Consider the following 22,664-nt stretch of genomic DNA (forward strand, 5'->3'; position numbering starts at 1 on the left):
GGCGCCTTAGTAGTCGACCCGTCCGGCGGCAGCGGTCCAGGCATCGAAGGGCGCCGTGGCCGGAACGCCGTCCACGGCCAACTGGTTCACCTGCATGGAGCGGCGCTCCAGCGGCGTTTCGAAGTATTCGTAGAACGCGGCGTCGTCGAAGCCCGCGGTGGCGGCGTCGTGCCGGTCGGCGGCGAAGACCACCCGGTCCACCCGCGCCCACAGCGCCGAGGCCAGGCACATGGGGCACGGCTCGCAGCTGGTGTACAGCACGGCCCCGGTGAGGTCGAACGTGCCCAGGGTGGCACAGGCATTGCGGATGGCGGTGACTTCGGCATGCGCGGTCGGATCATTGTTGGCCGTCACCCGGTTTACGCCCTCAAAGGCTGCCCCCTCGGCGGTGACGACGACGGCACCGAACGGCCCGCCGTCGTCGGCTACGTTCGCGGTGGCCAAGCTAATGGCCTGGGACAGGTAGACGTCGTCGGTGGTCAAGTCATCCGTGCTCATGTGGCTTCTCCCGTGGGTCCTGATGCAGTGTCGATGCAGGTATGCCAGGTAGATAACCGGAGATGCCGGCCCGCCTTCGCAGCTGCGAGATTAGCAGTTTTCCGGGCGGCAGCGAATATTGGCGGCGTCACGAACGGACATCCGTTTTCCGTTCCCCCGGACGGGGCTTTCGGCTACCCGTTGTCACGGCCTTCGGCCGGTGGGAACGTGAAAAGTACCCCGCCCGAAAGGACCAGCCATGGAACGCATGATTTTCCCCAACCTCCCCGTCGCGGACCTGAAAACCGCGGAGAACTTCTACCTGGGCCTCGGCTTCACCAAGGACCCGCAATTCAGCAATGACCAGGGCACCGCCATGGTCATTTCGGACAGCATTGTGTTGATGCTGCTGCAGCAGGATTTCTACCAGGGGTTCCTGCCGCAGGGCGACACACCGCACCTCGCTTCCTCCGGCAAGGAAGTGCTGAACTGCCTCAGCTGCGACAGCCGCGATGAAGTGGACGGGTTCCTGTCCGCCTGCCAGACGGGCGGCGGCGCTGTTTACGCCCCGGCGGAGGAACGGATGCCGGGCATGTACAGCGGCTCCGCCACGGACCCGGACGGCCACGTCTGGGAGTTCCTGTGGATGGACCCGGCCAACACCGGGGAGGCCGAACGAACCTTCGAGGTCTCCTCGAACGCCACGGTGCAGGAGCAGAACCAGGCCCTGTAAGCACGGTTCCCCAACCCGATGTCCCCTACTTGACGGCGCCCATCGACAGTCCTCGCACCAGCTGTTTCTGCGCCACCCACCCGGCCAGGACCACCGGCAGCGACGCCAGGACGGAAGCGGCCGAGAGCTGTGCCAGGAACAGTCCCTCACTGGTCATCTGGGACACCAGGAACACCGGGACTGTGGCGGACTTTCCGGCGGTCAGGATCAGGGCGAAAAAGAACTCGTTCCACGCGAAAATGACGCAGATGAGGGCGGTGGCGGCCAACCCCGGCGCGACCATGGGCATCAGCACCCGCCACAGCGTTTTCATCAAGCCGGCACCATCCATCTGTGCCGCCTCCAGCACCTCGCCGGGGACTTCCAGGAAGAACGAGCGCATCATCCATACCGCAATGGGCAGGTTCATGGAGGTGTACAGGACCACCAGGGTCCACACGTTGTCCAGCACCTTCAGCTGCCCGGCAATGACGTAGATGGGCATAATCACGGCTACCACCGGCAGCATGCGGGTGGAGATGAAGAAGAACAGCACATCGGATGTCTTTTTCACCGGCCGGATGCTCACCGCGTAGGAGGCCGGGACCGCCAGCGCGATCACCAGGATGGTGGAGACCCCGGTAGCGATGGCCGAGTTGGCAAAGTAGCTGCCGGCCCCGCCCGACAGCACCGCCCGGTACTGGTCCAGGGTGGGCGCGAAAAAGAAGACCGGAGGCGACGACGCCGCAGCGGACTCCTGCTTGAAGGAGGTCAGCACCATCCACAGCACCGGGGAGAAGAAGATCAGTGCCAGCACCCAGGTGACGGTGGTGAGGATTGGGCCGGAATTGAACCGGCGGACCGGCTTGCGGACGGTTCGCCCGGAGGGGGCCGGCGTTTCCTTGCCGGCGGGAGTGGGGGCAGCAGTCTGGGTAGCCACGTCGTTAGTCCTTTACGTCGAAGCTTCGGAAGATCAGGCGCAGCGCGAGGGTGGCAACAACCATGGTTGCAATGACCACCACCACGCCCATTGCGGCGGCCTGGCCGACGTCGAAGCCCAGGAACGCGCGCTGGTAAATGTAGAACGGCAGGTTGGCACTTGCCGTACCCGGCCCGCCTGCGGTCATCAGGTAGATCTGGTCGAAGGTGTTCACCACGTAAATGGCCCCGAGCAGGACGCCCAGTTCGATATACCGGCGCAGCTGGGGAAGGGTGACCGACACGAAGGTCCGCCACCAGCCGGCACCGTCCACCTGCGCTGCTTCGAGCACGTCCTTTGACTGTGCCTGCAGGCCGGAGAGGACCAGCAGCATCATAAACGGGGTCCATTGCCACACCAGCGCCATGAGGATGGAGACGATGGGGTGCTGCGACGTCCAGTCCACCGGCGGGATTCCCACCAGCCCGATCAGCCAGTTCAGGAGGCCGTAGCTGGGGTTGAGGATGGAAATGGACCACAGCAGCGAGCTGGCCACCGGCATGATCAGGAACGGGGTGATCAGCAGGGTGCGCACAATCCCGCGGCCGGGAAAGGAGCGGTCCAGCAGCAGCGCAAAGACAATCCCCAGCAGCATTGCGAAAAGCACGCAGCCGACCGTGAAGATGACACTGTTCAGGGCCGCGCCGCGGAACGTGGAATCGGAGAAGATGTCCACGTAGTTGGACAACCCGACAAACTTATTGCCCTGCGGACGCAGCAGGTTCCAGTTCTGGAGCGAATACCAAAGGGTAAACAGGAACGGGATCTGGGTGACGATCAGGGTGAAGATCAGCGCCGGAAGCAGCGGCAGCCGCCGCCGCCATCCTTCCGCCGATGACATTCCGCCGCCCTGCCGCTCCTCGGCGGCCTTCCGCGCCCGGACCTGCTGGCGGGCTACCAAGGTGGACATCAGCCGCCTCCGTCCTGGTAGCCTTCGGCCACCGTCTCTGCGTAGCTCTGGGACTGCTCCAGTGCTTCCTGCACCGTTTGCTGGCCGGCAATCGCAGCCGAAATCTGCTGGGCCACCCGTGTGCCAAGGTCCTGGAATTCGGGGATGCCCACAAACTGCAAACCCGTGTAGGGCACCCCCTGGTTCATGCTGTTTTCCTGCGACGCTCCCGCCATGGCGTTGAGGGTGGGCTCCGCATAGGCCTCGGCAATCTCGGCGTATTCGGGGATCTCGTAGGTGGAAAGCCGGCTGCCCGGCGGCACCCGCTCCCAGCCGATCTCGTTGCCGACCAGCTTGATGTAGTCCTTATTGGTCATCCAGGACACAAAATCCCAGGCAGCGTCCTTCTGCTCACTGGTCGAAGGAATGGCAAGCGACCAGCTGTACAGCCAGCCGGCGGAGTCCGTTTCCTGGACAGGTGCTGGCGCGTAGCCGGTTTTGCCCACCACCAGTGACGACGAAGGGTCCTCGATAGCGGAAACCATGGCGGTGGCGTCGTACCACATGGCGGTGTTGCCCTGGCTGTACAGGGTCAGGCAGTCCCCGTAGCCGCTGGTGGCCGGTCCGGCCTGCCCGTAGTTCTGCACCAGGTCCACATAATCCGTCACCGCCGCCTCGACCTCAGGGGAGTCCAGGGTGGCGTTCCAGTCCTCGTCGAACCAGCGCCCGCCGTAGGTGTTGATCATGGTGTCCAGCGGGGCCATCACCTCGCCCCAGCCGGCCAGGCCGCGCAGGCACACGCCGCTCATGTCGGTGTCCGGGTCATCCAAAGTTTCGGCGAATCCGCGGATGTCGTCCCAGGTGGGCTGCTCCGGCATGGTCAGTCCGGCTTCTTCAAACAGGTCCTGGCGGTAGGCCACAAAGGAGGACTCACCGTAGAACGGAACCGAATAAAGGTCCCCCTCGTAGCTGAGCGCCTCGCGAATGTTCGGCACAAAGTCCTCGGGGTCATACCCCTCGGTGGAATCCGCGTAATCCTGCAGGTTGGTGATCCACCCGTTTTCCGCCCACATGGGCGTTTCGTAATTGGAGATCATCACGACGTCGAATTCCCCGCCCTGAGTCGCCACGGAGGCGGTGATCTTTGCCCGGGCCTCGTTTTCCGGAAGGGATACAAAACTGACATCGATATCCGGATACTGGGCCTTGAATTCATTCTGGAGCGAGATGGCGTCCTGCATCTGCGGGTTCGACACAATAGCCACGACAATTTCCTTGTTGCCCCCGGCGTCCGCGTCGCCGCCGCAGCCGGTGAGCACCAGGCCCGTCACGGCGGCGCAGGCCATAAGCTGCCGGAGCCGGAAGTGTTCCCTGCGGCGGGTCCGCCTGCTGGGTGGGAATCCCATATGGTCACCTTTGCTCATTTGAGATATCGGTACCGCTGCGTAGGCCGTGACACTACGTCCAGAGCTCCCGTCCGGGCAAGACTCCGGACCCGGAAAGGGGAAAAGAATAATCAGCTACGCGGAAACGTAAGTATTCATCACCACTTCGACGGCGCCGTCGAGCGTTTCGGAAGTCAGCCGGACGGAAATACCCGATATGTCCGCCAGGGAAGACAGATGGGTCCCGCCGCAGGGCATGCTGACCGTTCCGTCGGGAAGTTCGCATACCCAGCGCCGCATTCCGGTGAGCAGCTCCGATTCCCGGTCAATGCGCACCTTCGCTCCGGACGCCGTCCACGCCGCAAGGGCCGCATTCACGCCGGCCTCAACGGCAGCCAGATCCGCCAGCAGAGCCTCAGACTGGAAACCTTTGCGGCGCAGCGACTTCCCCAGCCGGTACACGTCCCGCGAGCCGAATTCCCTGATGGCAGTGGTTTCAACAGCCAGCGCGTCGAAGTTCGGGTTGCCCGCGGCGTCGGGCTGGACGTCCTTCTTCCACCCGTGGGCCAGCTGCCGGTTCAGGGCCAGGGACGCCAGGTGGCAGGCGGTGTGTCCGGCGGAGATCCCCGCCCGGTAGCCTTCATCGACCCGGAACCGAACCTCGGCGCCTTCGGCGAGGACGGTCCCGGCGGGCAGGATATGCACCACCGTAAAAGCCCACCCCTCCGTGCCTTTCCGGACCGGAATATCCCGCCCCAGGAACAGTGTGCTGCCGTCGGTGGCGCCCACAATGCAGTCGGCCACCGGTACCTCGGTACCCTCCGGCGTCGTCAGCGTTGCCCGGTCCGGTCCCTGGTCCGGCCATCCCGCATCCACCGGATGTACGGGTGTGGCATCCACCAGGACCGCCAGCCGCCCGTCCGGGAGGGTCTCGGTGTGCAGAACCGTTCCGGCGCCGGTGAGGGCGCCTGCAGGGTAGGTGACGGCGGTATCAGCGGTAGGCATAGTCATCGGCCCACCCTACCGAAGCGGACCGGCCGCAAATGTGAACAGGACCACAGGATTACGCGGCAGGGAGAATGTGCGGTAAAGTCGTAACCACACCGCGGGGTGGAGCAGTTCGGTAGCTCGCTGGGCTCATAACCCAGAGGTCGCAAGTTCAAATCTTGCCCCCGCAACCAATAAAAAGATCCCGATCCGGATTCCCGGATCGGGATCTTTTGTGTTTGGCCAGCCGCAGGTGGACTGCCCCCCCTGGGATAGCGGATCCCCGGCACTGGGGTCTCGGTCCACCCACCGTTGGCAGCGCCTTTTGGTTGTTTCCGTCACACCCCTTCCGGTAAGTTGCAGAAACGATCCGTCAACGGGAGAGGCGGCACACTCTTATGGAAGCCCGGATAACCCTGTTGGTGGACGGCACACCACGCACCTTGACGGTGGATACACGCACCACGGTCCTGGACGCGTTGCGGAACCTGCTGGGCGTCACCAGCCCCAAGAAAGGCTGTGACCACGGCCAGTGCGGGGCCTGCACTGTCCTGCTGGACGGACGCCGCGCCAACTCCTGTCTCACCTTGGCGGTGGCCCACGAGGGCGCTGACATCGTCACTGCGGAGGGCCTGGCCGGCGGTACGCCCGACGGCGGTCTGCACCCCGTCCAGCGGGCCTTCCTGGAGCAGGACGCGTTCCAGTGCGGCTACTGCACCCCCGGACAGATCTGCTCAGCTGCAGGCATCATCGAAGAGGCCGCGGCCGGGCACCCCTCCTCCGCCACCGAAGACCTGCAGGCCGAGGGCGGGATTGAGCTCAGTGACGCGGAGATCCGCGAGCGCATGAGCGGGAACCTCTGCCGCTGCGGCGCCTACGTAAACATCGTGGCCGCAGTAAAGCAGGCCGCGGAGGCAGCCGCCGCCCGGCGAGGCGGCGTCCCCGATCCGGCGGAACCCGCCGTGGAGGATTCTCCCACTGCGGAATCCATGCCCTCCCACAGGGAGGAGCGGTCATGATTCCCTTCGACTACCGCCGCGCGGAGGACGCCGCCGCCGCCGTCGCCCTGGTCAGCGCCAACCCGGATGCCGCCTTCCTCGCCGGCGGCACCAACCTGGTGGACCGGATGAAGCTGGGCATTGCCGATCCGACACTGCTGGTGGACATCAGCCGGCTGCCGCTGGACACCGTGGACGTGCAGGAGGACGGACGGGTGCGGATCGGCACGAATGTCCGCAACGCGGACCTCGCGGCCAACACATTTGTCCGCAGCCGCTATCCGGCCCTGGCCCAGGCACTGCTTGCCGGCGCATCCGGGCAGCTGCGCAACCTTGCCACCACCGGCGGAAACCTGCTCCAGCGCACCCGCTGCGTGTACTTCCAAAACCCCACCACACCGTGCAACAAGCGCGAACCCGGCACCGGATGCTCCGCCGTCGACGGCTACACCCGCTACCACGCCATCCTCGGCGCGTCCGAGGAGTGCATAGCCACCCATCCTTCCGACATGGCTGTGGCCCTCGCTGCCCTTGACGCTTCGGTGGTGGTCCTGGGTCCGGCCGGTGAAAGGATTCTTCCGCTCAGCGAGTTCCACCGGCTGCCCGGCAACGAGCCGCAACGGGATACCGTGCTCGAGCACGGAGAGCTGATCACCGCCGTCGAGCTGCCCCCGGCACCCGCCCGCTCCGCCTACCGCAAGGTGCGGGACCGCGCGTCGTACGCCTTTGCCCTGGTCTCCGTGGCCGCGGCACTGGAACTGGAGGACGACGGCGTGAATCCACCGGTTATCCGCGACGTCCGCATTGCCCTGGGCGGGGTGGCGCACAAACCCTGGCGTGCGCTGCAGGCCGAGGCAGTGCTGCGCGGGGCGCCGGCCACGATCGCCGCCTTCCGTGCCGCGGCGGACGCCGAACTGGCCCAGGCGCGGCCGCTGAGAGGGAACGGCTTCAAGGTACCGATGGTCCGCAACACCATGGCCGCCGTCCTGCGGGACCTGGCCGGGCTGCCCGCACCGGACGCGGGCGCTGCGGGAACCGGCCATCCGGAAGGTCCGGACGGCCCGGAAGATGCCGGCTGGGAGGAGCAAACCCCATGACCATGCCCGCCTCCGCCATTGGCACTCCGTTTGAACGGCTCGACGGCGAACTCAAGGTCACCGGCACCGCCCCGTACGCGTATGAGCAGCCGGTAGAGAACCCCGTCCACCTGTATCCCGTCCTCTCCACCATTGCACGCGGCCGGGTGGAGCGTGTGGACACCGCCGAAGCAGAGGCGCTGGACGGGGTCCTGACCGTGCTCACCGCCGAAACAGCGCCTCGTCTGGCGGACACCTCTGACCGCGAACTGGCCGTCCTGCAGGACACCCGCGTGGGCTACCGCGGGCAGATCGTGGCCGCTGTCCTGGCGGAAACCCCGGAAACCGCGCGGCAGGCGGCCGACTCCGTGAAGGTGACGTACGCAGCGGAGCCGTTTTCCGCCCAGCTGCGCGCTGATGACCCGGCCCTCTACGCGCCGGAGGAACTCAACGCCGGCACGCCCACGGACAGCAGCCAGGGCAACGCGGAGTCCGCCTTCGACACGGCAGCCCTGAAGATCGACCAAACCTATTCCACCCCGCCCGAACACAACAATCCGCTGGAACCGCACGTCACCGTGGCGCAGTGGGACGGCGCTACCCTGACCCTCTGGGACTCCACCCAAGGGGTGCATACGGTGAAGGGCACCCTGGCGCAGGTCCTGGGCCTTGACGAAGGGCAGGTGCGGGTGATCGCCCCGCACGTGGGCGGCGGCTTCGGGTCCAAGGGGATGCCGCACGTACACGTGGTGATGGCTGCCCTTGCCGCGCAGTGCACGGACGGGCGGCCGGTGAAATTCCCGGTCAGCCGCCAGCAGATGTATTCACTGACCAGCCACCGCACCCCCAGCATCCAGCACATCCGGCTTGGCGCCGCCGACGACGGCCGCCTCACCTCCATGTCCCTGGACATCGTGGAACACACCTCCCGGATCAAGGAATTCGCCGAGCAGACCCCTGCCCCGTTCCGGATGATGTACGCCGCCCCCAACCGGCGCACCACCACCCGCCTGGCGCCGCTGGATATCCCGGTGCCGTCCTGGATGCGGGCTCCCGGCGAGTGCCCCGGAATGTTCGGTCCCGAAGTGGCCATGGACGAACTCGCGGCCGCAGCGGGACTGGACCCGATTGAACTGCGCCGGCGCAATGAACCGGAGACCGACCCGGAAACCGGCAAACCCTGGTCCAGCCGGCATCTGCTGGAGTGCTTTGAGCTGGGCGCGGAACGGTTCGGATGGGACCGGCGGGTCACCCGGCCCCGGTCCGTGCAGGAGGACGGCTGGCTGGTGGGCATGGGCACCGCCAGCGCCGTTTATCCCTTTATGCGCCAACCGTCCAACACCGCCCGGATCGGCTATGAGCAGGACGGGATCTACTCCGTGCAGATAGGCGCCGCGGACATCGGCACCGGATCCTGGACGGCGCTGACGCAAATAGCCGCCGATGCGCTGCGGGTGCCGGTGAACCGGATCCGCCTTGGAATCGGCGACACCCGTTTCCCGGTCGCCAGCGTGGCCGGCGGGTCCTCCGGCACGGCCAGCTGGGGCGGCACAATCATCGCCGCCGCCCGCGCATTCCGGGCGGACCACGGCGAGCACCCCTCCCCCGGCGCCGCCACCGAAGCGCAGCCGCCCGAAGACGCCGAAGCACAGGAGTTCGCCCTCTACTCCTTCGGCGCGCATTTCGCCGAGGTGCGCATCAATGCCGATACGGGGGAAATCCGGGTGCCCCGGATGCTCGGGGTTTTCTCCGCCGGACGGATCATCAACCCCCGCACGGCCCGGTCCCAGTTCCTCGGCGCCATGACCATGGGCCTGGGCATGGCGCTGCACGAGGCGGGCGTCATGGACCCGCGGTTCGGCATCTTCGTCAACCACGACCTGGCCGAATACCACATCCCCACCAACGCGGACGTGCTGGACATGGAGGCCCTGTGGATTGAGGACGACGACGAGCATGCCGGCCCGCTGGGCGCCCGCGGCATCGGGGAAATCGGGATTGTGGGCAGCGCGGCGGCCGTCGCCAACGCCGCCTACAACGCCTCCGGCGTCCGGGTGCGGGACCTGCCCCTGACACCTGACAAGTTCCTGGCGTAACGAAGCGGTGCGTGGCGCCGCAGCCGGCTTGCGGTGTGCCAAACTGGCGCCCATGACTGCCGTGCGTCCCCTTCCCGCCGTCCTTGCGGGCCGGTTTGTCCGGCTTGAACCGTTGACCGCTGATCTGCTGCCCCGGCTGTACCGGGCCATTGCGGTGCCCGAGGTGTTTGCCGGCGGCTACGGCGGCGGCCCGGCGGGGCTCCGCGAGGATTTAGACGGGTTCACTGAGTGGGCGCGGAGGTATTACCGGTGGAATGAACTGCCCTTTGCGGTCCGCCTTCTGGCCGGGACGGACGCCGGCACGGTGGTGGGCACCAGCAGCCTGGCCGACCTGGAGCTGCACACGGAATCGGCCCAACTGGGATGGACTGCCTATTCGCCTTCCGTCTGGGGCACCGCCGTGAACCCAGAGACCAAGCTCCTGCTGCTGGGACATGCCTTCGCGGCCGGATTAGGCCGCATCACCATTCAGGCGGACGCCCGCAACGAGCGGTCCCGGGCCGCCATCAGCGGGATCGGCGCGGCGTTCGAAGGCATCCGCCGCCGGGACCGGCGCCGCGCCGACGGCAGCTGGCGGGATACGGCCGTGTATTCGCTCCTTGCGGAGGAATGGCCGCAGGTCCGGGCGGGGCTCGAACAAAGGCTGGACCGGTTCGCCGGCCCAGCGGGTCGCGCCGCTGCCAAGAGCGCCCGGGAGTAGCATTTCCGCCACAGGAGCATTCCGGCGACGGCGCCGCGAATGAGATGAAACGGGGACAACAATCGTGAGCGCTAACTTCGGCGACTATCAGCTGGGCATTTACATGAACGGAGCACGGGGAACACTTCCCGGGCTGCCGATGGGCTTTGCCGCCACGGAGGAACTGGCGCAGACCGTCATGGATCCGCGGGTCCTGGGCTACGTGGCCGGCGGCGCCGGCGATGAACACACCCAGCGGGCCAATGTTGCAGCCTTCGAGCGGTTGGGCATCATGCCCCGGATGCTCGTGGGCGCGGCACAGCGGGACCTGGGCATCGACCTGTTCGGGCATCATCTGCCCTCACCCTTGTTCTTCGCGCCCGTGGGCGTGCTGGGCGCAGTGGCCGACGACGGCGACCTGGCCACCGCGGCGTCGTCGTCCGAGCTGGGCATACCGATGGTGGCTTCCACCCTCGCCTCCGCACCGCTGGAACAGGTCCGCGCAGCGGCCGGTGAAACACCCGGATTCTTCCAGCTCTACCCGCCCGCAGACCGGGAACTGGCCGAGAGCCTGGTGCACCGCGCCGAAGCAGCCGGTTACACGGGCATCGTGATCACCCTGGACACCTGGGTCAACGGCTGGCGTCCGCGCGACCTCAGCGCCGCCTACCTGCCGATGCTCTCCGGCCAGTGCCTGGCCAACTACCTCACGGACGACCGCTTCCGGAAGCTGCTGGCCGAGCAGGGCTCCGCCGATCCCGCCGCCGCCGTGATGCTGTGGGCATCCCTGTTCGGAAATCCCACCATGACCTGGGAGGACCTGGCGTGGTTCCGCTCCCTGACCAAGCTGCCGATCCTGCTCAAGGGCATCTGCTCCCCGGAGGACACCCGGCGCGCCCTGGACGGCGGGATGGACGGCATCTACTGCTCCAACCACGGCGGCCGCCAGGCCAACGGCGGCATCCCCGCCATCGACTGCCTGCCCGGTGTGGTGGAAGCGGCCGACGGCGCCCCGGTGCTGTTCGATTCAGGGGTGCGTTCCGGGGTGGACGCCCTGCGTGCACTGTCCCTGGGGGCCACCGCCGTGGGGATCGGCCGGCCGTACGTGTACGGGCTGGCCGTGGGCGGACAGGCCGGGGTAACGCATGTGATGCGCAGCCTGCTGGCCGAGGCGGACCTCACCATGGCCGTCAACGGCTACCCGGACCTGGCCTCGCTGAGGGGAGCCCTGCACCGGCTCCAGGGGGCCGGTGCAGCTGCTGGCCGCCGGGACGGTGCCGATGGCAGTTACCGCGGGCGGGGCTAACCCGCCTGCGGGAAACCGTCCCGCGGCCACCAGGCAGGCAGCAGGTTCCGCAGGGAGGCCAGCCATGCTTCGGCGTCGTCGTCGTCGCTGATGACCCACTGCTCAAACCAGGAGGCGTAGGCGCCGCCCAAAAATCCCGCCGTGGCCTCCAGATTGATGTCCGGCAACACCTCGTGCGCCTGCCAGACGTGCAGTGCCAGGAGAATCCGCAACCGCAGGTCCTCGACGAGGACGCCCAGGAACGTCTCCGTATGGAACAGGGCCCGGTAGACGCGCTGCTCATCCTTGGTGTGCCGCAGGATCTGCCGGATGGACTCTACGTAAAGGTCCCCGATCTCCGCGACAGTCCGCCCGGTCCCGCGCTGGTCCAGGTCCACGGTGCCCAGCCGGTCCACCACGCCGGCGTATACGGAGGCGGCAAAGTCGAAAATGTTCCGGTAATGGCCGTAGAACGTGGTGCGGTGCACCCCTGCCTGGCGGCAGAGCGCCGACACGCTGATGTCTGCCAGTTCATGCTCCCGGAGCAGCTCCCAGAGGCCTGCTTCAAGCGCTTCGCGGGTGCGGGCAGTCCGGGGTTCTTCCGGGGAGTGCCGCCGTAGCGGCTTGGGGTCTTCCGGTGCTGGCATGAAATTAATCTTCGCAGATACACCGAAGGGCCCTGCCTAGGCGGGGCCCTTCGGTGCCGCGGCGCTGGGGGACGCCGCAAGCTTTTGGTGTGGAGCAGGCCTAGTAGTTGGCCAGTCCTGCGGTCTCGCCGCCGTCAACCACGAATTCCGCCCCGGAGGAGAAACTGGAATCGTCGCTGGCCAGGAACAGGACCATCTGGGAGACCTCCTGCGCCTCACCCATGCGGTGCAGGGCAACGTGGTTCATGGGGTTCTCCATGCCTTCCGTCATGGGCGTCTTGATGACGCCCGGGTGCACCGAGTTCACGCGGATGCCGTACTTGCCAAGATCCAGGGCAGCAGACTTGCTCAGGCCGCGCACCGCGTACTTGGTGGCGGTGTAACCCGGCAGCTCCACGAAGCCCTGCAGGCCCGCTGTGGAGGAGATGTTGATGATGGATCCGCCCGCGGATTCCTTCAGTGCCGGGATGGCGGACTTGATGCCAAGGAACACGCCGTTGAGGTTGATGTTCACAATGGTGTTCCACTGCTCGAAGCTGTAATCCTCGATGTGCCCGAAGTTGGCGATCCCGGCATTGTTGACCAGCACGTCCAGTCCGCCGAATTCGGTGACGGCGGTGTTTACCGCGGCGTCCCAGTCGGCAGCATTGGTGACATCCAGGTGGACGTAGCGGGCGGCGTCGCCAAGCTCTTCGGCCGTCTTCCGGCCATCCTCGTCGAGGATGTCGCCGATAACGACCTTGGCACCCTCAGCCACCAGCAGGCGTGCGTGTGAGGCACCCATGCCGCGGGCCCCTCCGCTGATGAGGGCTACTTTGCCGCTTACGCGTCCCATTTCTTTCTCCTTCTAAGTGTTTCAATCCTGCCTTATTCAACACCTGTAGAAGAAATTTGCATCCCCGAATGAGACGAATGTGACTGACAGTACAGCCGGGCAGAACGTCTCAGACCGCCGGCCGGGGGCGGCGCGGCGGCAGCGGCACGAGCGGCGAGGTCCGCTGCTGGTACCCGGCGTAGGCGGGGTAGCGGGCCCGGGAGATACTCTCGGTCAAGGCGGTGGAACCGGCGAACAGCATGCTCAACAGAAGCGGCCCGGCCAGGGTCCAGTGCAGCCAGGAGCCCGCGGCGGCAACGGCAAATCCGTAGAAGAACCACCACTGGGCCTGTTCAAAGAAAAAGTTGGGGTGCCGGGAGAAGCGGAACAGGCCGGTCTGCAGAAAGCCGGGGCCCGATTCCTGTCCAGCGGCGCGCCGGGCTTTTTTCCATTGCTGGAAATTCCACTGCTGCTGGTCCGCGATGGTCTCCCCCGCGAGGGCGGCCAGGAACAGCACCGCCAGCACCCCGTCCCACCCGGTGAGCGGCCCGGGGTGCCGGTAGACGGTAAGGATCGGAAGGGTCATCAGCCAGATGATGAGGTTCTGGTAGATGCTGATGAACCCCAGGTTGAACAGCTGGAACTGCCAGGGCCGCAGCCGGCGGCGAAGGATGCCCCAGCGGTAGTCCTCTCCGCCCGGGGCATACCCGCCCTTGCGGGCGTAGTTGAAGGTCAGCCGGGCGCCCCACAGGGTCACCAGCGCCGCCATCAGCACCACACGGGCGGCTGCACCGGATGCCGCGGCAAACACCCACACATAGGCCACCGGGGTCAGCGACCAAACACGGTCTGTCCACGAGTATTCCCGCGTGGCCAGGGACAGCAGCCACGTGCCGGCGGTGCTGGCGGCGAAAATCCAGAGACAGACGCGTACCGGGTCCATAGGAGGAGGATACGCAGGGCGCTGCCCTTGGCGGGAGCCCTTCAGCCCATGAGCCGGTGCTCGTAGGCGAACGCCACCAGCTGGATCCGGGTGGCCAGGCCCAGCCGGTCCAGAATGCGGCGAATGTGCGTTTTGACCGTGGCCTCGGAGAGGAACACACTGGCGGCTATGTCCGCGTTGCTGAGGCCTTTGGCCACCAGCACAAACACGTCCTTCTCCCGCGCCGACAGCTCGGCGATGGCTGCCAGGTCCGGTTCCGGCGGGTCAGCGCTGCGGGTCAGGTGCGCAAACAGGTCATGCGCGGAACCCGGCGCCACTACTGAATAGCCGGCATACACCGTGCGGATGGCCGAGAGCAGGAACTCCGGTTCCGCGCTTTTGAGCAGGTAACCGCTGGCGCCGGCGCGGATCACTTCCACCACTGCCTGGTCCCGGTTGAAGGTGGTCAGTGCAATCACCTTGGGCCGGTCCCGGCCGGCTGCGTCGGCGTCAGCCATGATCCGCCGGGTGGCAGTAATCCCGTCCACCACCGGCATCCGCAGATCCATCAGCATCACGTCCGGACGGGCTGTTTCAGCCAGTTCCACTGCTTCCATCCCGTCACCGGCGCCGCCGCAGTAGGCGAGGTCGGGCTGCGAGCGCACCAGCATCTGGATTCCCGCACGGAACAGCGGCTGGTCATCCACCAGGGCCACGCGGATCGGTTCCTCCGCAGCACCTCCGCCCGGTTCACTCATCTGCGCCTACCAGTTCCGCGGCATAAATCTCAGCGCCCGGTGCGCTCAGCGCCAATCCGTAGGGCAGGAACGCACTCACCCGGAAGCTTTCCCCGTCCGGGCCGGCCGTGAGCCAGCCGCCGGCCAGGTGGGCACGTTCGCGCATGCCGGCAATACCGCGACCGGTGCCGGCCGTCGTCGCGCTTGAGTCGCTCCCGGCCGACGACGCCGCGCGGCCGGGATAGGAGGCGATCTGCAGGGAAAGCCCCGGGCCGCTCCAGTCCAGGTGCACCGTAACGCGTGTTCCGGATCCGCCGTGGCGCAGGGCGTTGGTGAGGGATTCCTGCACAATCCGGAACACCGCCAGCTGCTGCCCCTCGGGCAGGTCCACCGGCGACCCGGACTCGGTGCGTTCCACCTGCAGGCTGTTGCCCTGCTGCACGAGAAGTTCGTCAATATCCGCCAGCCGGGGCTGGGGCAACGCGGAACCGCCGTCGCCCACCCCTTCAATCACCCGCTGGGCATCGGTCAGGGCGCGGCGCGCGGACGAGGCAATGTTCTCCAAAGCGTCCAGCACCGGCTGGGGCTGGTTCTTCCCCAGGTAGCGCGAACCGTCGGCCTGCGCCGCGATGACGGCCAGGGAGTGCGCCAGGACGTCATGCAGGTCGCGGGAGATGCGGGTCCGCTCCTGTTCCACGATCAGGTCCACTTCCGTGGCCTTCAGGCTGGCCACGGCGGCAGTCCGTTCGGCGGACAGGGTCCGGCGCTCTTCCCAGCTGCGCAGGGCATGGCCGGCAAGCCAGGCCGCAGCGAAAATCACCAGCAGGAACGAGGAATAAAGTATCCAGAAATCCCGCATCGTGTACCAAGAGGCCCCGTAAACCGGCAGCCAACCGACACCGCCCGAGTAACTTCTGTTCAGCATCAGATATGACATGGCACCGGCAAGGAAAGGCGCTGCCGCAATTCCTGCCACCCGCGGCCATTTGCCACCCGACAGCGCCACGAAAAAGAGCACAATCCCCGAACCGAGGTAAATGGGCCAGCTATTGGGCTCCAATGGCGGCACAGCCCTGAGGAACTGCGCGGCGAGGACCAGAACGGGGATGAGGAGCGCGGCGTACGCCACCCGTGACGCAAGCCCGATGGCCAAGGTAAAGGCCAGCAGCGGGAATGCCCCGCCCCAGGTGGCGAAATCGCCACCCATCCGGCCTGCCTCCCCGATGATCCAGAGCACCAAAAATACTGCGGCAGCCGCTGGGGCACCCCAGATACGCGTGTAATTCAGCAATTGAGTCATGGCACCGAAGCTATCCCGCCCCCAAACGACTTTCGGTTGAAACGGCAGTCTTTCATCCCGGCGGCTGGGAATCCTGTCCATTTGGATGGTTTCGCTTTATCGAATTACACCGTCATAGAATCCCCCAATGGCAACCCTGATTACTCCCGATGCCCGTTTCCGGAACAGCTGGCTGGCCGCCGCCGAAGAATTCGGCGGCGAGAACATGGACGGTTCCGGTGTGTACGGCGAGAACCGGCTCGAGCGCGTCCGCACGGAAATTTCCGGGGATTTTGCGGCCTTCGTCGACGGGCTGGTGGCAGACCGGCTGCCGGAAACACCCCGTCCGCCGGAATTCGTCGCCTGCACCTACCTCTGGCTGGTGGAAGGAGAGGAGTTCCTCGGTTCCCTCGCCATCCGGCACATCTTGAATGACTTCCTCTTCGAGCGCGGCGGACACATCGGCTACAGCATCCGTCCCTCGGCCCGGCGGCAGGGCCACGCAACACGCGCCCTGCATGATTCCCTGCCGGTGGCCCGCGGGCTGGGCATCTCACCCGTGCTGGTCACCTGTGCCGAGGACAACGCCGGTTCCCGGGCCGTTATCGAGAAGAACGGCGGCGTTTACGAGGACAGCCGGGAAGGCACTCGCCGGTACTGGATCGACCTGGCCTGACGGCTACTCAGGGGCTACCGGGACCCGCCGGATACGGTCTTCACCCCCGGTTGCGCCGCTCCTGTGCAGCGGGAAGGCCACGGTGAACCGGGTGCGCCCGGGCCTGCTTTCGACGTCGATCGTCCCGCCGTTCACTGCCACCAGTGCCTGCACAATGGCCAGCCCCAAACCGCTGCTGCCGGTGCCGCTCTCAGTCCCCGTACGGGCCGAGTCCGCCTTGCTGAACCGGGCGAAAATCGAGTCAGCGAACGAAGGATCAATGCCCTGGCCGTTATCGGTCACCGTGACCGTGGCCTTGCCCGCGTCCGCCTGCAAAACGATCTCCACCCGGGTCCCCGGCGGTGTGTGCTTGTGTGCATTCGAGAGCAGGTTGATCAGCACCTGCCGCAGCTCGGACTCGGCGGCGTAAACGACGACGGGCTCGTCCGGCAGCTGAAGGGTCCACTGGTCCTCCGGTGCTGAGACCTGCGCGTCGCTGGCGGCTTCCACCACCAGTTCGGAGAGATCGACCCCGGCACGCTCACCGCGCCGGCCTTCATCCAGCCGGGCCAGGAGCAGCAGGTTTTCCACCAGCACCGACATCCGTTTGGACTCGCTGTCCACCCGTTCCAGGGCCGACCTGCCGGCCGCACTGACCTGTTCACTGAGCAGGACGAGTTCGGTGTAGCCCCGGATGGAGGTCAGCGGCGTCCGGAGCTCGTGGCTGGCATCGGCAACAAACTGCCGCACTTTCATTTCGCTGGCCTGCCGGGCGCGCAGCGCCTGGGTGACGTGGTCAATCATGCCGTTCAGGGCCATCCCCACCGTGCCCACTTCGGACCCGGGTGCGGCGGCCGACGGCGGCACCCTAACCGGTATTTCCACCTCGCCCGAGGCCAGCGGAAGTTTTGACACTGAAGTGGCCGCTGCGGCGAGCTGGTCCAAGGGGCGCAGCGACCGGCGGATAATCACCGTTCCTGCCACGCCGGTCACCAGCAGGCCGCCCAGGGACAGGACAACCATGGTGAGGTTCAGCGAAGCCAGGGTGCTGTCGCGTTGGGCCGTGGAAAGGCCCGCCACCAGGACGGCGTCCCCTGCAGGTGCCCCCGGGGGCGCCGTGAAAGCGTCCACCCGGTAGCGGCCGGTGGAGAGGGTGAGGTCTTCCGGCCCATCGGCCGGCTTGACCGCGGCAAGCCGTTCCACGTCCTCGTCGCTCAACGGCTGCGCCGCGCCGTCGTCGGGCATCAGCGACGACCGGCGGGGCTCACCGCCCACGAAGAGGGCATTCAGTGAGCCGGGGCGCATGCCGTCCGCCTTGCGGGGAGCAGTGCGGCGCTCCGGCGGCTGGGCGTCGCCGGAGGACCCGGGACGGAAACCAGACCGGACTGCGGACCGCTCCAACCCGTCATCAAGCACCGACGTGAGGTACTGGCTCATCGCAAGGTGGCTGAAGAGGCCGACGGCAGCGCAGATGGCAGTCAGGAGGGCCAGCGTGGCGAGGATGAGCTTGGTGCGCAGCGGATGGTTGCGCAGGCGGGGCCACTTTCCGGACCGGGGAACGGATGTGTTCACGCGGCCACCGGTTTCAGGACATAGCCCGCACCGCGCACCGTGTGGATCATGGGCGGGCGGCCGGCATCGATCTTCTTGCGCAGGTAGGAAATGTACAGTTCCACGATGTTGGCCTGGCCGCCGAAATCGTAGTTCCAGACACTGGCCAGAATCTGGGCCTTGCTCAGGACCCGCTTCGGGTTCTCCATGAGGTAGCGCAGCAGTTCCCACTGGGTACTGGTCAGGAAAATGTCCTCCCCGCCGCGCGAGACTTCCCGGGTCTCCAAGTTCAGGACCAGGTCACCGACCACCAGTTCGGCGGAGTCCGACGCCGCCACCCCCGAGCGCTGCACCAGCCGATGCAGGCGGAGCATCAGTTCCTCCATGCTGAACGGCTTGGTGACATAGTCATCACCGCCGGCTGCCAGGCCGGAGATCCGGTCTTCCACGGCGTCCCTGGCGGTGAGGAAAAGGGCCGGAACCGCGGGGGAAAAGGAGCGGATCTTCTGCAGGGCCGCAAGCCCGTCCAGCCCCGGCATCATCACGTCCAGCACCAGCACGTCCGGGCGGAACTCCCGGGCAGCCGCAACGGCCCGGTGCCCGTCCGGGGCAGTCAGCACGTTCCAGCCCAGCATGCGCAGGCCCATGCCGACCAGTTCGGCCAAGCTTGTCTCGTCGTCGACCACCAGCGCCCGGACCGCGCTGCCGTCCGGATGGGCCAGGCGCGGGAGGTTGACCGTGGGGGACAGTGCGGAAGCGTCTGCCATGGGTTGCGTCCTTTGACTCATGCCGTCGGCCGGCCCGGATTTGAGCCTGACGCCCATTGTGCAGGCCCGGGCCGACTGAACCTGTTCCGAAACTGTGCGTCACGTGTACGGCTTTGCGCAACAGTTCATCAGTAGGCTTATGACGTAGGTGCAGTTTCGCTGCACCGGAGAGGACATATATGAGCGAGGAACGTCGCAGGGAAATCGGCTCCTCCGAGGCGCCCGTGGAGGACGAACTCCAGGAGTCATTCGAGAACACTGTGACGGAAGGTGCCGAGCGCCTGCACCGCACCTTCCGCACCATCCTGATCACCGGGGTGTTCGGCGGCCTCGAAGTAGGCCTCGGAGTGATGGCATACCTGGCCGTGATGCATGAAACGGGTGACCACCTGTTGGCCGGCATTGCCTTCAGCGTGGGCCTTATTGCTCTTTTCCTGGCGCACAGCGAGCTCTTCACCGAAAACTTCCTGATGCCGGTGGCTGCTGTTGCGGCCAAGGAAGGCAGCGCCAAGCAGCTCGCCAAGCTCTGGGCCGGCACGCTGGTGGCGAACCTGGCCGGGGGCTGGGTCTTTATGTGGATTGTGATGCAGGCCTTTCCCCAGTGGGCGCCCACCGTAGCCGAATCGGCAAAGCACTTCACCGAAGCACCGTTTTCACTCCAAACCGTGGCCCTGGCGATCCTGGGCGGCAGCACCATCACCTTGATGAGCCGGATGCAGCAAGGCACGTCTTCGGATCCTGCGAAGATTGTCGCCACGGTTATCGGTGGATTCCTGCTGGCCGGCCTGCAGCTGTTCCATTCCATCCTGGATTCACTGTTGATTTTCGGTGCCCTCCAGTCCGGGGCGGAAATCACCTACCTGCAGTGGCTGGGCTGGTTCGGTTACACACTGCTGTTCAACATGGTGGGCGGCCTGGTGCTGGTGACCGCCCTGCGCCTGGTGCGCACCAAGGAGCTGCTGGCACAGCGCCGCCGCGACGCGCCGGAGGACCCCGACGCCGCCCACCGGGACGCCTAGCTGCGCTTGCGTACCAGTGCGGCTGTGCCGCCGGCGGCACAAAACGCGGTAGCTGCTGCCGCCAGGGCAACGGGGCTCCAGTCTGCGGCGCCAATGGCGGCGGACCCCAGCGCCTGCCCGGTGGCCAGCGCGATAAACAGCACCGAGGTGCCGGCCCCGGCGTCCTGCGGCCACGCGGACCGGGCCCACAGGATCAGCACGGCCGACATTGCCATGTAGCCTGCCCCGAAAACCGCCATGCCGGCGTAGGCCGCCGCGGTGTTGGCCGTGGCAACGGAGAGACCCACGGCGGCGGTGGCCAGAGCAAGCAACCCGGCACAGGCACACCACCCGCTGTGCAGCCCGATGCGTTTCACCAGATGGCCGGTGAAGGTTCCCAGGAGCCCGCCGGCGCCCAGGGCAATCCATAACCAACCAACCTGACCGCCGGAGACGGCGCCGGCCTCAGTGACCAGCAGCGGGCCGAAAGTCCAGGTCAGGGAGGACCCCGCGCCCACCACCAGGGCGGCGGCCGCCGGGAGCAGCAACGCCCGCCAGGCCAGCGGCCCGGAGGTCTCCTCCTGCCGTGCGGTTTGGCTACCTGGCCGGGCTGCCAAAGCGTTGCGCGAGCGCACCGGGTACAGTGCGGCCGCGGCGGATCCTGCGCAGATCAGGGCCATCAGCACCCAGGCGGCACCTACGGATGGAACGGCGAACACAACCACACCCGCCCCGATCACGCCCACTGCTGTGCCGGCGTTGGCAACGGACTGGGCCGTGGCCGCCGCCTCGGGCTTCACCAACGCGTCAATCACCGGAACGAGGGCCGGGGAGGCGAAACCGCCTCCCAGCCCTCCCACGAGAACCGCAAGGATGAACATCATCGGGTCCGTGGCCACTGCCACCCCCAGGCAGCCCGCCGTTGCGGTGGCGCCGGCCAACACCAAGCCCGTCCGTGGATAGCGGTCCACCAGCCGGGCGGCAGCCAAGGCCGCCAGCGAATAGGAAGTGAACTGGGCAGCGGCGGCCCAACCCAGCACATCAACGAGCTGCGGCCGGGACGCTGACAACGCCGGGGCGAACAGCCCCACACCGAAACGGGCCATGCCATAGGTGGCGGCAATCAACAGCATTCCGGCCGCCGCCACGCCTGCTCCCGCGCCGCCCTGCACACGAATCCCCACCTGCTGCACATTGCCTCCGTCGCCAGTTAAACGTTCGTTTCACTGAAACGAACGTTACACTAGCGGTATGCCTCTCCCCCAGCCCACCCGGGACCGTATCCTCGACGCCGCCGAAGGACTGTTCTTTTCCGACGGCATTGCCACCACGGGGGTTGACTCCGTGGCGGCGACGGCAGGGGTATCCGTAGTGACCCTCTACAAGCACTTCGGAGCCAAGGACAACCTGCTCCACGCCGTGCTTTCCCGCCGGCTTGAGTCCTGGACCTCCCACTGGGATGCAGCCGTAGCCGCGGCCCAATCCCCGAGGGAGCGCCTGGTGGCAATCTTCGACGCCGTGGACACGTTCCGTGCCGCGGCCGGCCCCACACAGTGGTGCTGCTTCCTCGCCACGGCTTCCGAGCGGCCTGTCCCCGCGGAGGGGGCAAGTGATCCCGTCTTCGACCTTGTAGCTGAAGACACCCGCCTGGTTACCCGCCGGCTTACGGACCTGGCACGCGAAGCCCGCTGCCAGGACCCGGAGCGGGTCGCGGAACTGCTCCTGCTGCTATACAACGGAGTCCTCAGCAGCCTGCTGCGCGGGACGCCCGCAGCTCCGGCAGCCCGGGCGCGCACAGCTGCTTGGACTCTCCTGGACCGGGAATTGCCGGGGCAGTAGTCCCCCGGCCCCTCCCCGCGGAGGCGGTGGATGAGCCGGGGAAACGCGCTACTTCGCCAGGATGTTGCGCACAAACAGCTCAGTGCGTCCGCGCAGTCCCTGGATCCGCTCTGCGGTCACCGCATCCGGATCCGGATGGATGGGCGTGGGCGCAACGTCTGCCCGCACGTTGACCGAACATGTGAAGTCAGCATGGATGAGGGTGCCCACGGTGTTGCCGTCCCGGCCCCGCTGGCCGGCCCGGCGTGCCACGTAGAGGAAGACTTCCTCCTCCGAGAACACATCTTGGCAGAGGGCGCACAGCACCCGCCGGTTCTTCGGGGCGCTCAGTTCCGGTGCGCGCAGCAGCACTCCCACCGGCTTTCCGTCCAAGGGCAGCACCAGATAGGCGCGCTGGGGCATTTTGTGGTCCCGCCAACCCAGCTGGTCGAGGATCTCCCAATTGATGTTCTCGAACCCGATGGGCAGGTTCATGGCAGCCACCTCGGAGCGGGTGGCGTTGATGAAGGATTTGCGGATGGTCGTTTCAGACAGGGGTTCCATGATGTTCGGCAGCACTTTCGGCGGTTGGGAAAGGCGCGCCGCGGGGGCGCGTCAGGGGCAGCGGGCAGCGGAGGACGCAGTGCAGGGCCCGGGGCCCACCTGCCCTTCCGCGGCGGCAGAGCGCGCGCACATCATGTTGGTCACGCCGCCATCCTAGCAACCGGCGGCGGCGGGCCGATGCCGGGGACTTGCGCAGGGGGGATAAGCTAGCGGCACAGCGTGAGGGCACAAAACGGGAGCGGTACGGCTGAAAGTCAACCCTTCCCCGCAGTTATGCACCTCCTCGCCTGGAATACGACTCCTTCTCTATTGCCCGTCCGTCAGGCCGCCACCAGTGGTGGCTCGGCTG

Annotated in this window: 23 protein-coding genes and 1 tRNA gene; 10 read left to right on the forward strand and 14 right to left on the reverse strand. The window is 66.7% G+C overall.

The window, feature by feature from the left end; translation table 11 throughout:
* Positions 1-6 precede the first annotated feature (6 nt).
* The gene (locus QNO06_RS16305; RefSeq protein ID WP_227912144.1) at positions 7-498 is read right to left on the reverse strand and encodes a nucleoside deaminase; all 492 of its coding nucleotides are present in this window, start codon (positions 496-498) and stop codon (positions 7-9) included.
* Between the two features lie 238 nt (positions 499-736).
* Here QNO06_RS16305 and QNO06_RS16310 point away from each other — a divergent pair, with 238 nt between their 5' ends.
* A complete protein-coding gene (locus QNO06_RS16310) occupies positions 737-1,210 on the forward strand; it encodes a VOC family protein (RefSeq protein ID WP_227912145.1) in 474 nt (157 codons plus the stop codon).
* 25 nt (positions 1,211-1,235) lie between these two features.
* On the opposite strand, the gene QNO06_RS16315 is transcribed toward QNO06_RS16310, so the two are convergent.
* The 4 genes from QNO06_RS16315 to QNO06_RS16330 all read right to left on the reverse strand — a co-directional run bounded on the left by QNO06_RS16315 (position 1,236) and on the right by QNO06_RS16330 (position 5,453).
* Positions 1,236-2,027, reverse strand: a complete 792-nt coding sequence (locus QNO06_RS16315) for a carbohydrate ABC transporter permease (RefSeq protein WP_227912414.1) — start codon at positions 2,025-2,027, stop codon at positions 1,236-1,238.
* Positions 2,028-2,133: 106 nt separating this feature from the next.
* Positions 2,134-3,078: a carbohydrate ABC transporter permease gene (locus tag QNO06_RS16320; protein ID WP_442860149.1), complete on the reverse strand. Its 945-nt coding sequence runs from the start codon at positions 3,076-3,078 to the stop codon at positions 2,134-2,136.
* Positions 3,078-4,463 (reverse strand): ABC transporter substrate-binding protein, encoded by a 1,386-nt coding sequence (locus tag QNO06_RS16325; protein WP_442860150.1) that lies wholly within the window; start codon positions 4,461-4,463, stop codon positions 3,078-3,080. The genes QNO06_RS16320 and QNO06_RS16325 overlap by 1 nt, the downstream gene beginning before the upstream one ends.
* A 114-nt stretch (positions 4,464-4,577) precedes the next feature.
* Positions 4,578-5,453 (reverse strand): alanyl-tRNA editing protein, encoded by an 876-nt coding sequence (locus tag QNO06_RS16330; protein ID WP_227912146.1) that lies wholly within the window; start codon positions 5,451-5,453, stop codon positions 4,578-4,580.
* Positions 5,454-5,546: 93 nt separating this feature from the next.
* Between QNO06_RS16330 and QNO06_RS16335 the strand changes: the two genes are divergently transcribed.
* The 6 genes from QNO06_RS16335 (at position 5,547) to QNO06_RS16360 (ending at position 11,584) form a co-directional block, all read left to right on the forward strand.
* A tRNA-Met gene (locus tag QNO06_RS16335) sits at positions 5,547-5,623 on the forward strand.
* Between the two features lie 204 nt (positions 5,624-5,827).
* Complete coding sequence (locus QNO06_RS16340; RefSeq protein WP_227912147.1) at positions 5,828-6,448, forward strand: 2Fe-2S iron-sulfur cluster-binding protein; 621 nt, start codon at positions 5,828-5,830, stop codon at positions 6,446-6,448.
* Positions 6,445-7,524 (forward strand): FAD binding domain-containing protein, encoded by a 1,080-nt coding sequence (locus QNO06_RS16345; protein ID WP_227912148.1) that lies wholly within the window; start codon positions 6,445-6,447, stop codon positions 7,522-7,524. The genes QNO06_RS16340 and QNO06_RS16345 overlap by 4 nt, the downstream gene beginning before the upstream one ends.
* On the forward strand, positions 7,521-9,599 hold the full coding sequence (locus tag QNO06_RS16350; RefSeq protein ID WP_227912149.1) for a xanthine dehydrogenase family protein molybdopterin-binding subunit: 2,079 nt from the start codon (positions 7,521-7,523) through the stop codon (positions 9,597-9,599). The genes QNO06_RS16345 and QNO06_RS16350 overlap by 4 nt, the downstream gene beginning before the upstream one ends.
* Positions 9,600-9,651: 52 nt before the next feature.
* Entirely contained in the window at positions 9,652-10,299 is a 648-nt protein-coding gene (locus tag QNO06_RS16355; protein WP_227912150.1) for a GNAT family N-acetyltransferase, read from the forward strand.
* Positions 10,300-10,363: 64 nt separating this feature from the next.
* Positions 10,364-11,584 (forward strand): alpha-hydroxy-acid oxidizing protein, encoded by a 1,221-nt coding sequence (locus QNO06_RS16360; RefSeq protein WP_227912151.1) that lies wholly within the window; start codon positions 10,364-10,366, stop codon positions 11,582-11,584.
* Here QNO06_RS16360 and QNO06_RS16365 read toward each other — a convergent pair.
* From QNO06_RS16365 to QNO06_RS16385, 5 genes are all read right to left on the reverse strand, one after another.
* Positions 11,581-12,210 (reverse strand): TetR/AcrR family transcriptional regulator, encoded by a 630-nt coding sequence (locus QNO06_RS16365; RefSeq protein WP_227912152.1) that lies wholly within the window; start codon positions 12,208-12,210, stop codon positions 11,581-11,583. The genes QNO06_RS16360 and QNO06_RS16365 overlap by 4 nt on opposite strands.
* Before the next feature lie 100 nt (positions 12,211-12,310).
* Positions 12,311-13,045 carry a glucose 1-dehydrogenase gene (locus QNO06_RS16370; RefSeq protein WP_227912153.1) on the reverse strand — a complete coding sequence of 245 codons (735 nt, stop codon included), beginning with the start codon at positions 13,043-13,045 and terminating at the stop codon, positions 12,311-12,313.
* A 109-nt stretch (positions 13,046-13,154) separates the two neighbouring features.
* On the reverse strand, positions 13,155-13,967 hold the full coding sequence (locus tag QNO06_RS16375) for a DUF1295 domain-containing protein (protein ID WP_227912154.1): 813 nt from the start codon (positions 13,965-13,967) through the stop codon (positions 13,155-13,157).
* Positions 13,968-14,008: 41 nt separating this feature from the next.
* Positions 14,009-14,704: a response regulator gene (locus QNO06_RS16380; protein ID WP_227912155.1), complete on the reverse strand. Its 696-nt coding sequence runs from the start codon at positions 14,702-14,704 to the stop codon at positions 14,009-14,011.
* A complete protein-coding gene (locus QNO06_RS16385; RefSeq protein ID WP_227912156.1) occupies positions 14,697-15,983 on the reverse strand; it encodes a sensor histidine kinase in 1,287 nt (428 codons plus the stop codon). The genes QNO06_RS16380 and QNO06_RS16385 overlap by 8 nt, the downstream gene beginning before the upstream one ends.
* Positions 15,984-16,110: 127 nt before the next feature.
* On the opposite strand from QNO06_RS16385, the gene QNO06_RS16390 reads away from it, so the two are divergent.
* Positions 16,111-16,638 carry a GNAT family N-acetyltransferase gene (locus QNO06_RS16390; protein WP_227912157.1) on the forward strand — a complete coding sequence of 176 codons (528 nt, stop codon included), beginning with the start codon at positions 16,111-16,113 and terminating at the stop codon, positions 16,636-16,638.
* Between the two features lie 3 nt (positions 16,639-16,641).
* Here QNO06_RS16390 and QNO06_RS16395 read toward each other — a convergent pair whose 3' ends face one another.
* Both QNO06_RS16395 and QNO06_RS16400 read right to left on the reverse strand, forming a co-directional pair.
* Positions 16,642-18,189 carry a sensor histidine kinase gene (locus tag QNO06_RS16395; protein ID WP_227912158.1) on the reverse strand — a complete coding sequence of 516 codons (1,548 nt, stop codon included), beginning with the start codon at positions 18,187-18,189 and terminating at the stop codon, positions 16,642-16,644.
* The gene (locus tag QNO06_RS16400) at positions 18,186-18,935 is read right to left on the reverse strand and encodes a response regulator transcription factor (protein ID WP_227912159.1); all 750 of its coding nucleotides are present in this window, start codon (positions 18,933-18,935) and stop codon (positions 18,186-18,188) included. The genes QNO06_RS16395 and QNO06_RS16400 overlap by 4 nt, the downstream gene beginning before the upstream one ends.
* Before the next feature lie 179 nt (positions 18,936-19,114).
* On the opposite strand from QNO06_RS16400, the gene QNO06_RS16405 reads away from it, so the two are divergent.
* Positions 19,115-19,954 carry a formate/nitrite transporter family protein gene (locus QNO06_RS16405; RefSeq protein WP_227912160.1) on the forward strand — a complete coding sequence of 280 codons (840 nt, stop codon included), beginning with the start codon at positions 19,115-19,117 and terminating at the stop codon, positions 19,952-19,954.
* On the opposite strand, the gene QNO06_RS16410 is transcribed toward QNO06_RS16405, so the two are convergent.
* Complete coding sequence (locus QNO06_RS16410; RefSeq protein ID WP_227912161.1) at positions 19,951-21,117, reverse strand: MFS transporter; 1,167 nt, start codon at positions 21,115-21,117, stop codon at positions 19,951-19,953. The genes QNO06_RS16405 and QNO06_RS16410 overlap by 4 nt on opposite strands.
* A gap of 67 nt (positions 21,118-21,184) precedes the next feature.
* On the opposite strand from QNO06_RS16410, the gene QNO06_RS16415 reads away from it, so the two are divergent.
* Positions 21,185-21,772, forward strand: a complete 588-nt coding sequence (locus QNO06_RS16415; protein ID WP_227912162.1) for a TetR/AcrR family transcriptional regulator — start codon at positions 21,185-21,187, stop codon at positions 21,770-21,772.
* 48 nt (positions 21,773-21,820) lie between these two features.
* Here QNO06_RS16415 and QNO06_RS16420 read toward each other — a convergent pair whose 3' ends face one another.
* On the reverse strand, positions 21,821-22,315 hold the full coding sequence (locus QNO06_RS16420) for an FBP domain-containing protein (RefSeq protein ID WP_227912163.1): 495 nt from the start codon (positions 22,313-22,315) through the stop codon (positions 21,821-21,823).
* Positions 22,316-22,664: the final 349 nt, after the last annotated feature.

The organism is Arthrobacter sp. zg-Y20, from assembly GCF_030142075.1.
Lineage (GTDB): Bacteria > Actinomycetota > Actinomycetes > Actinomycetales > Micrococcaceae > Arthrobacter_B.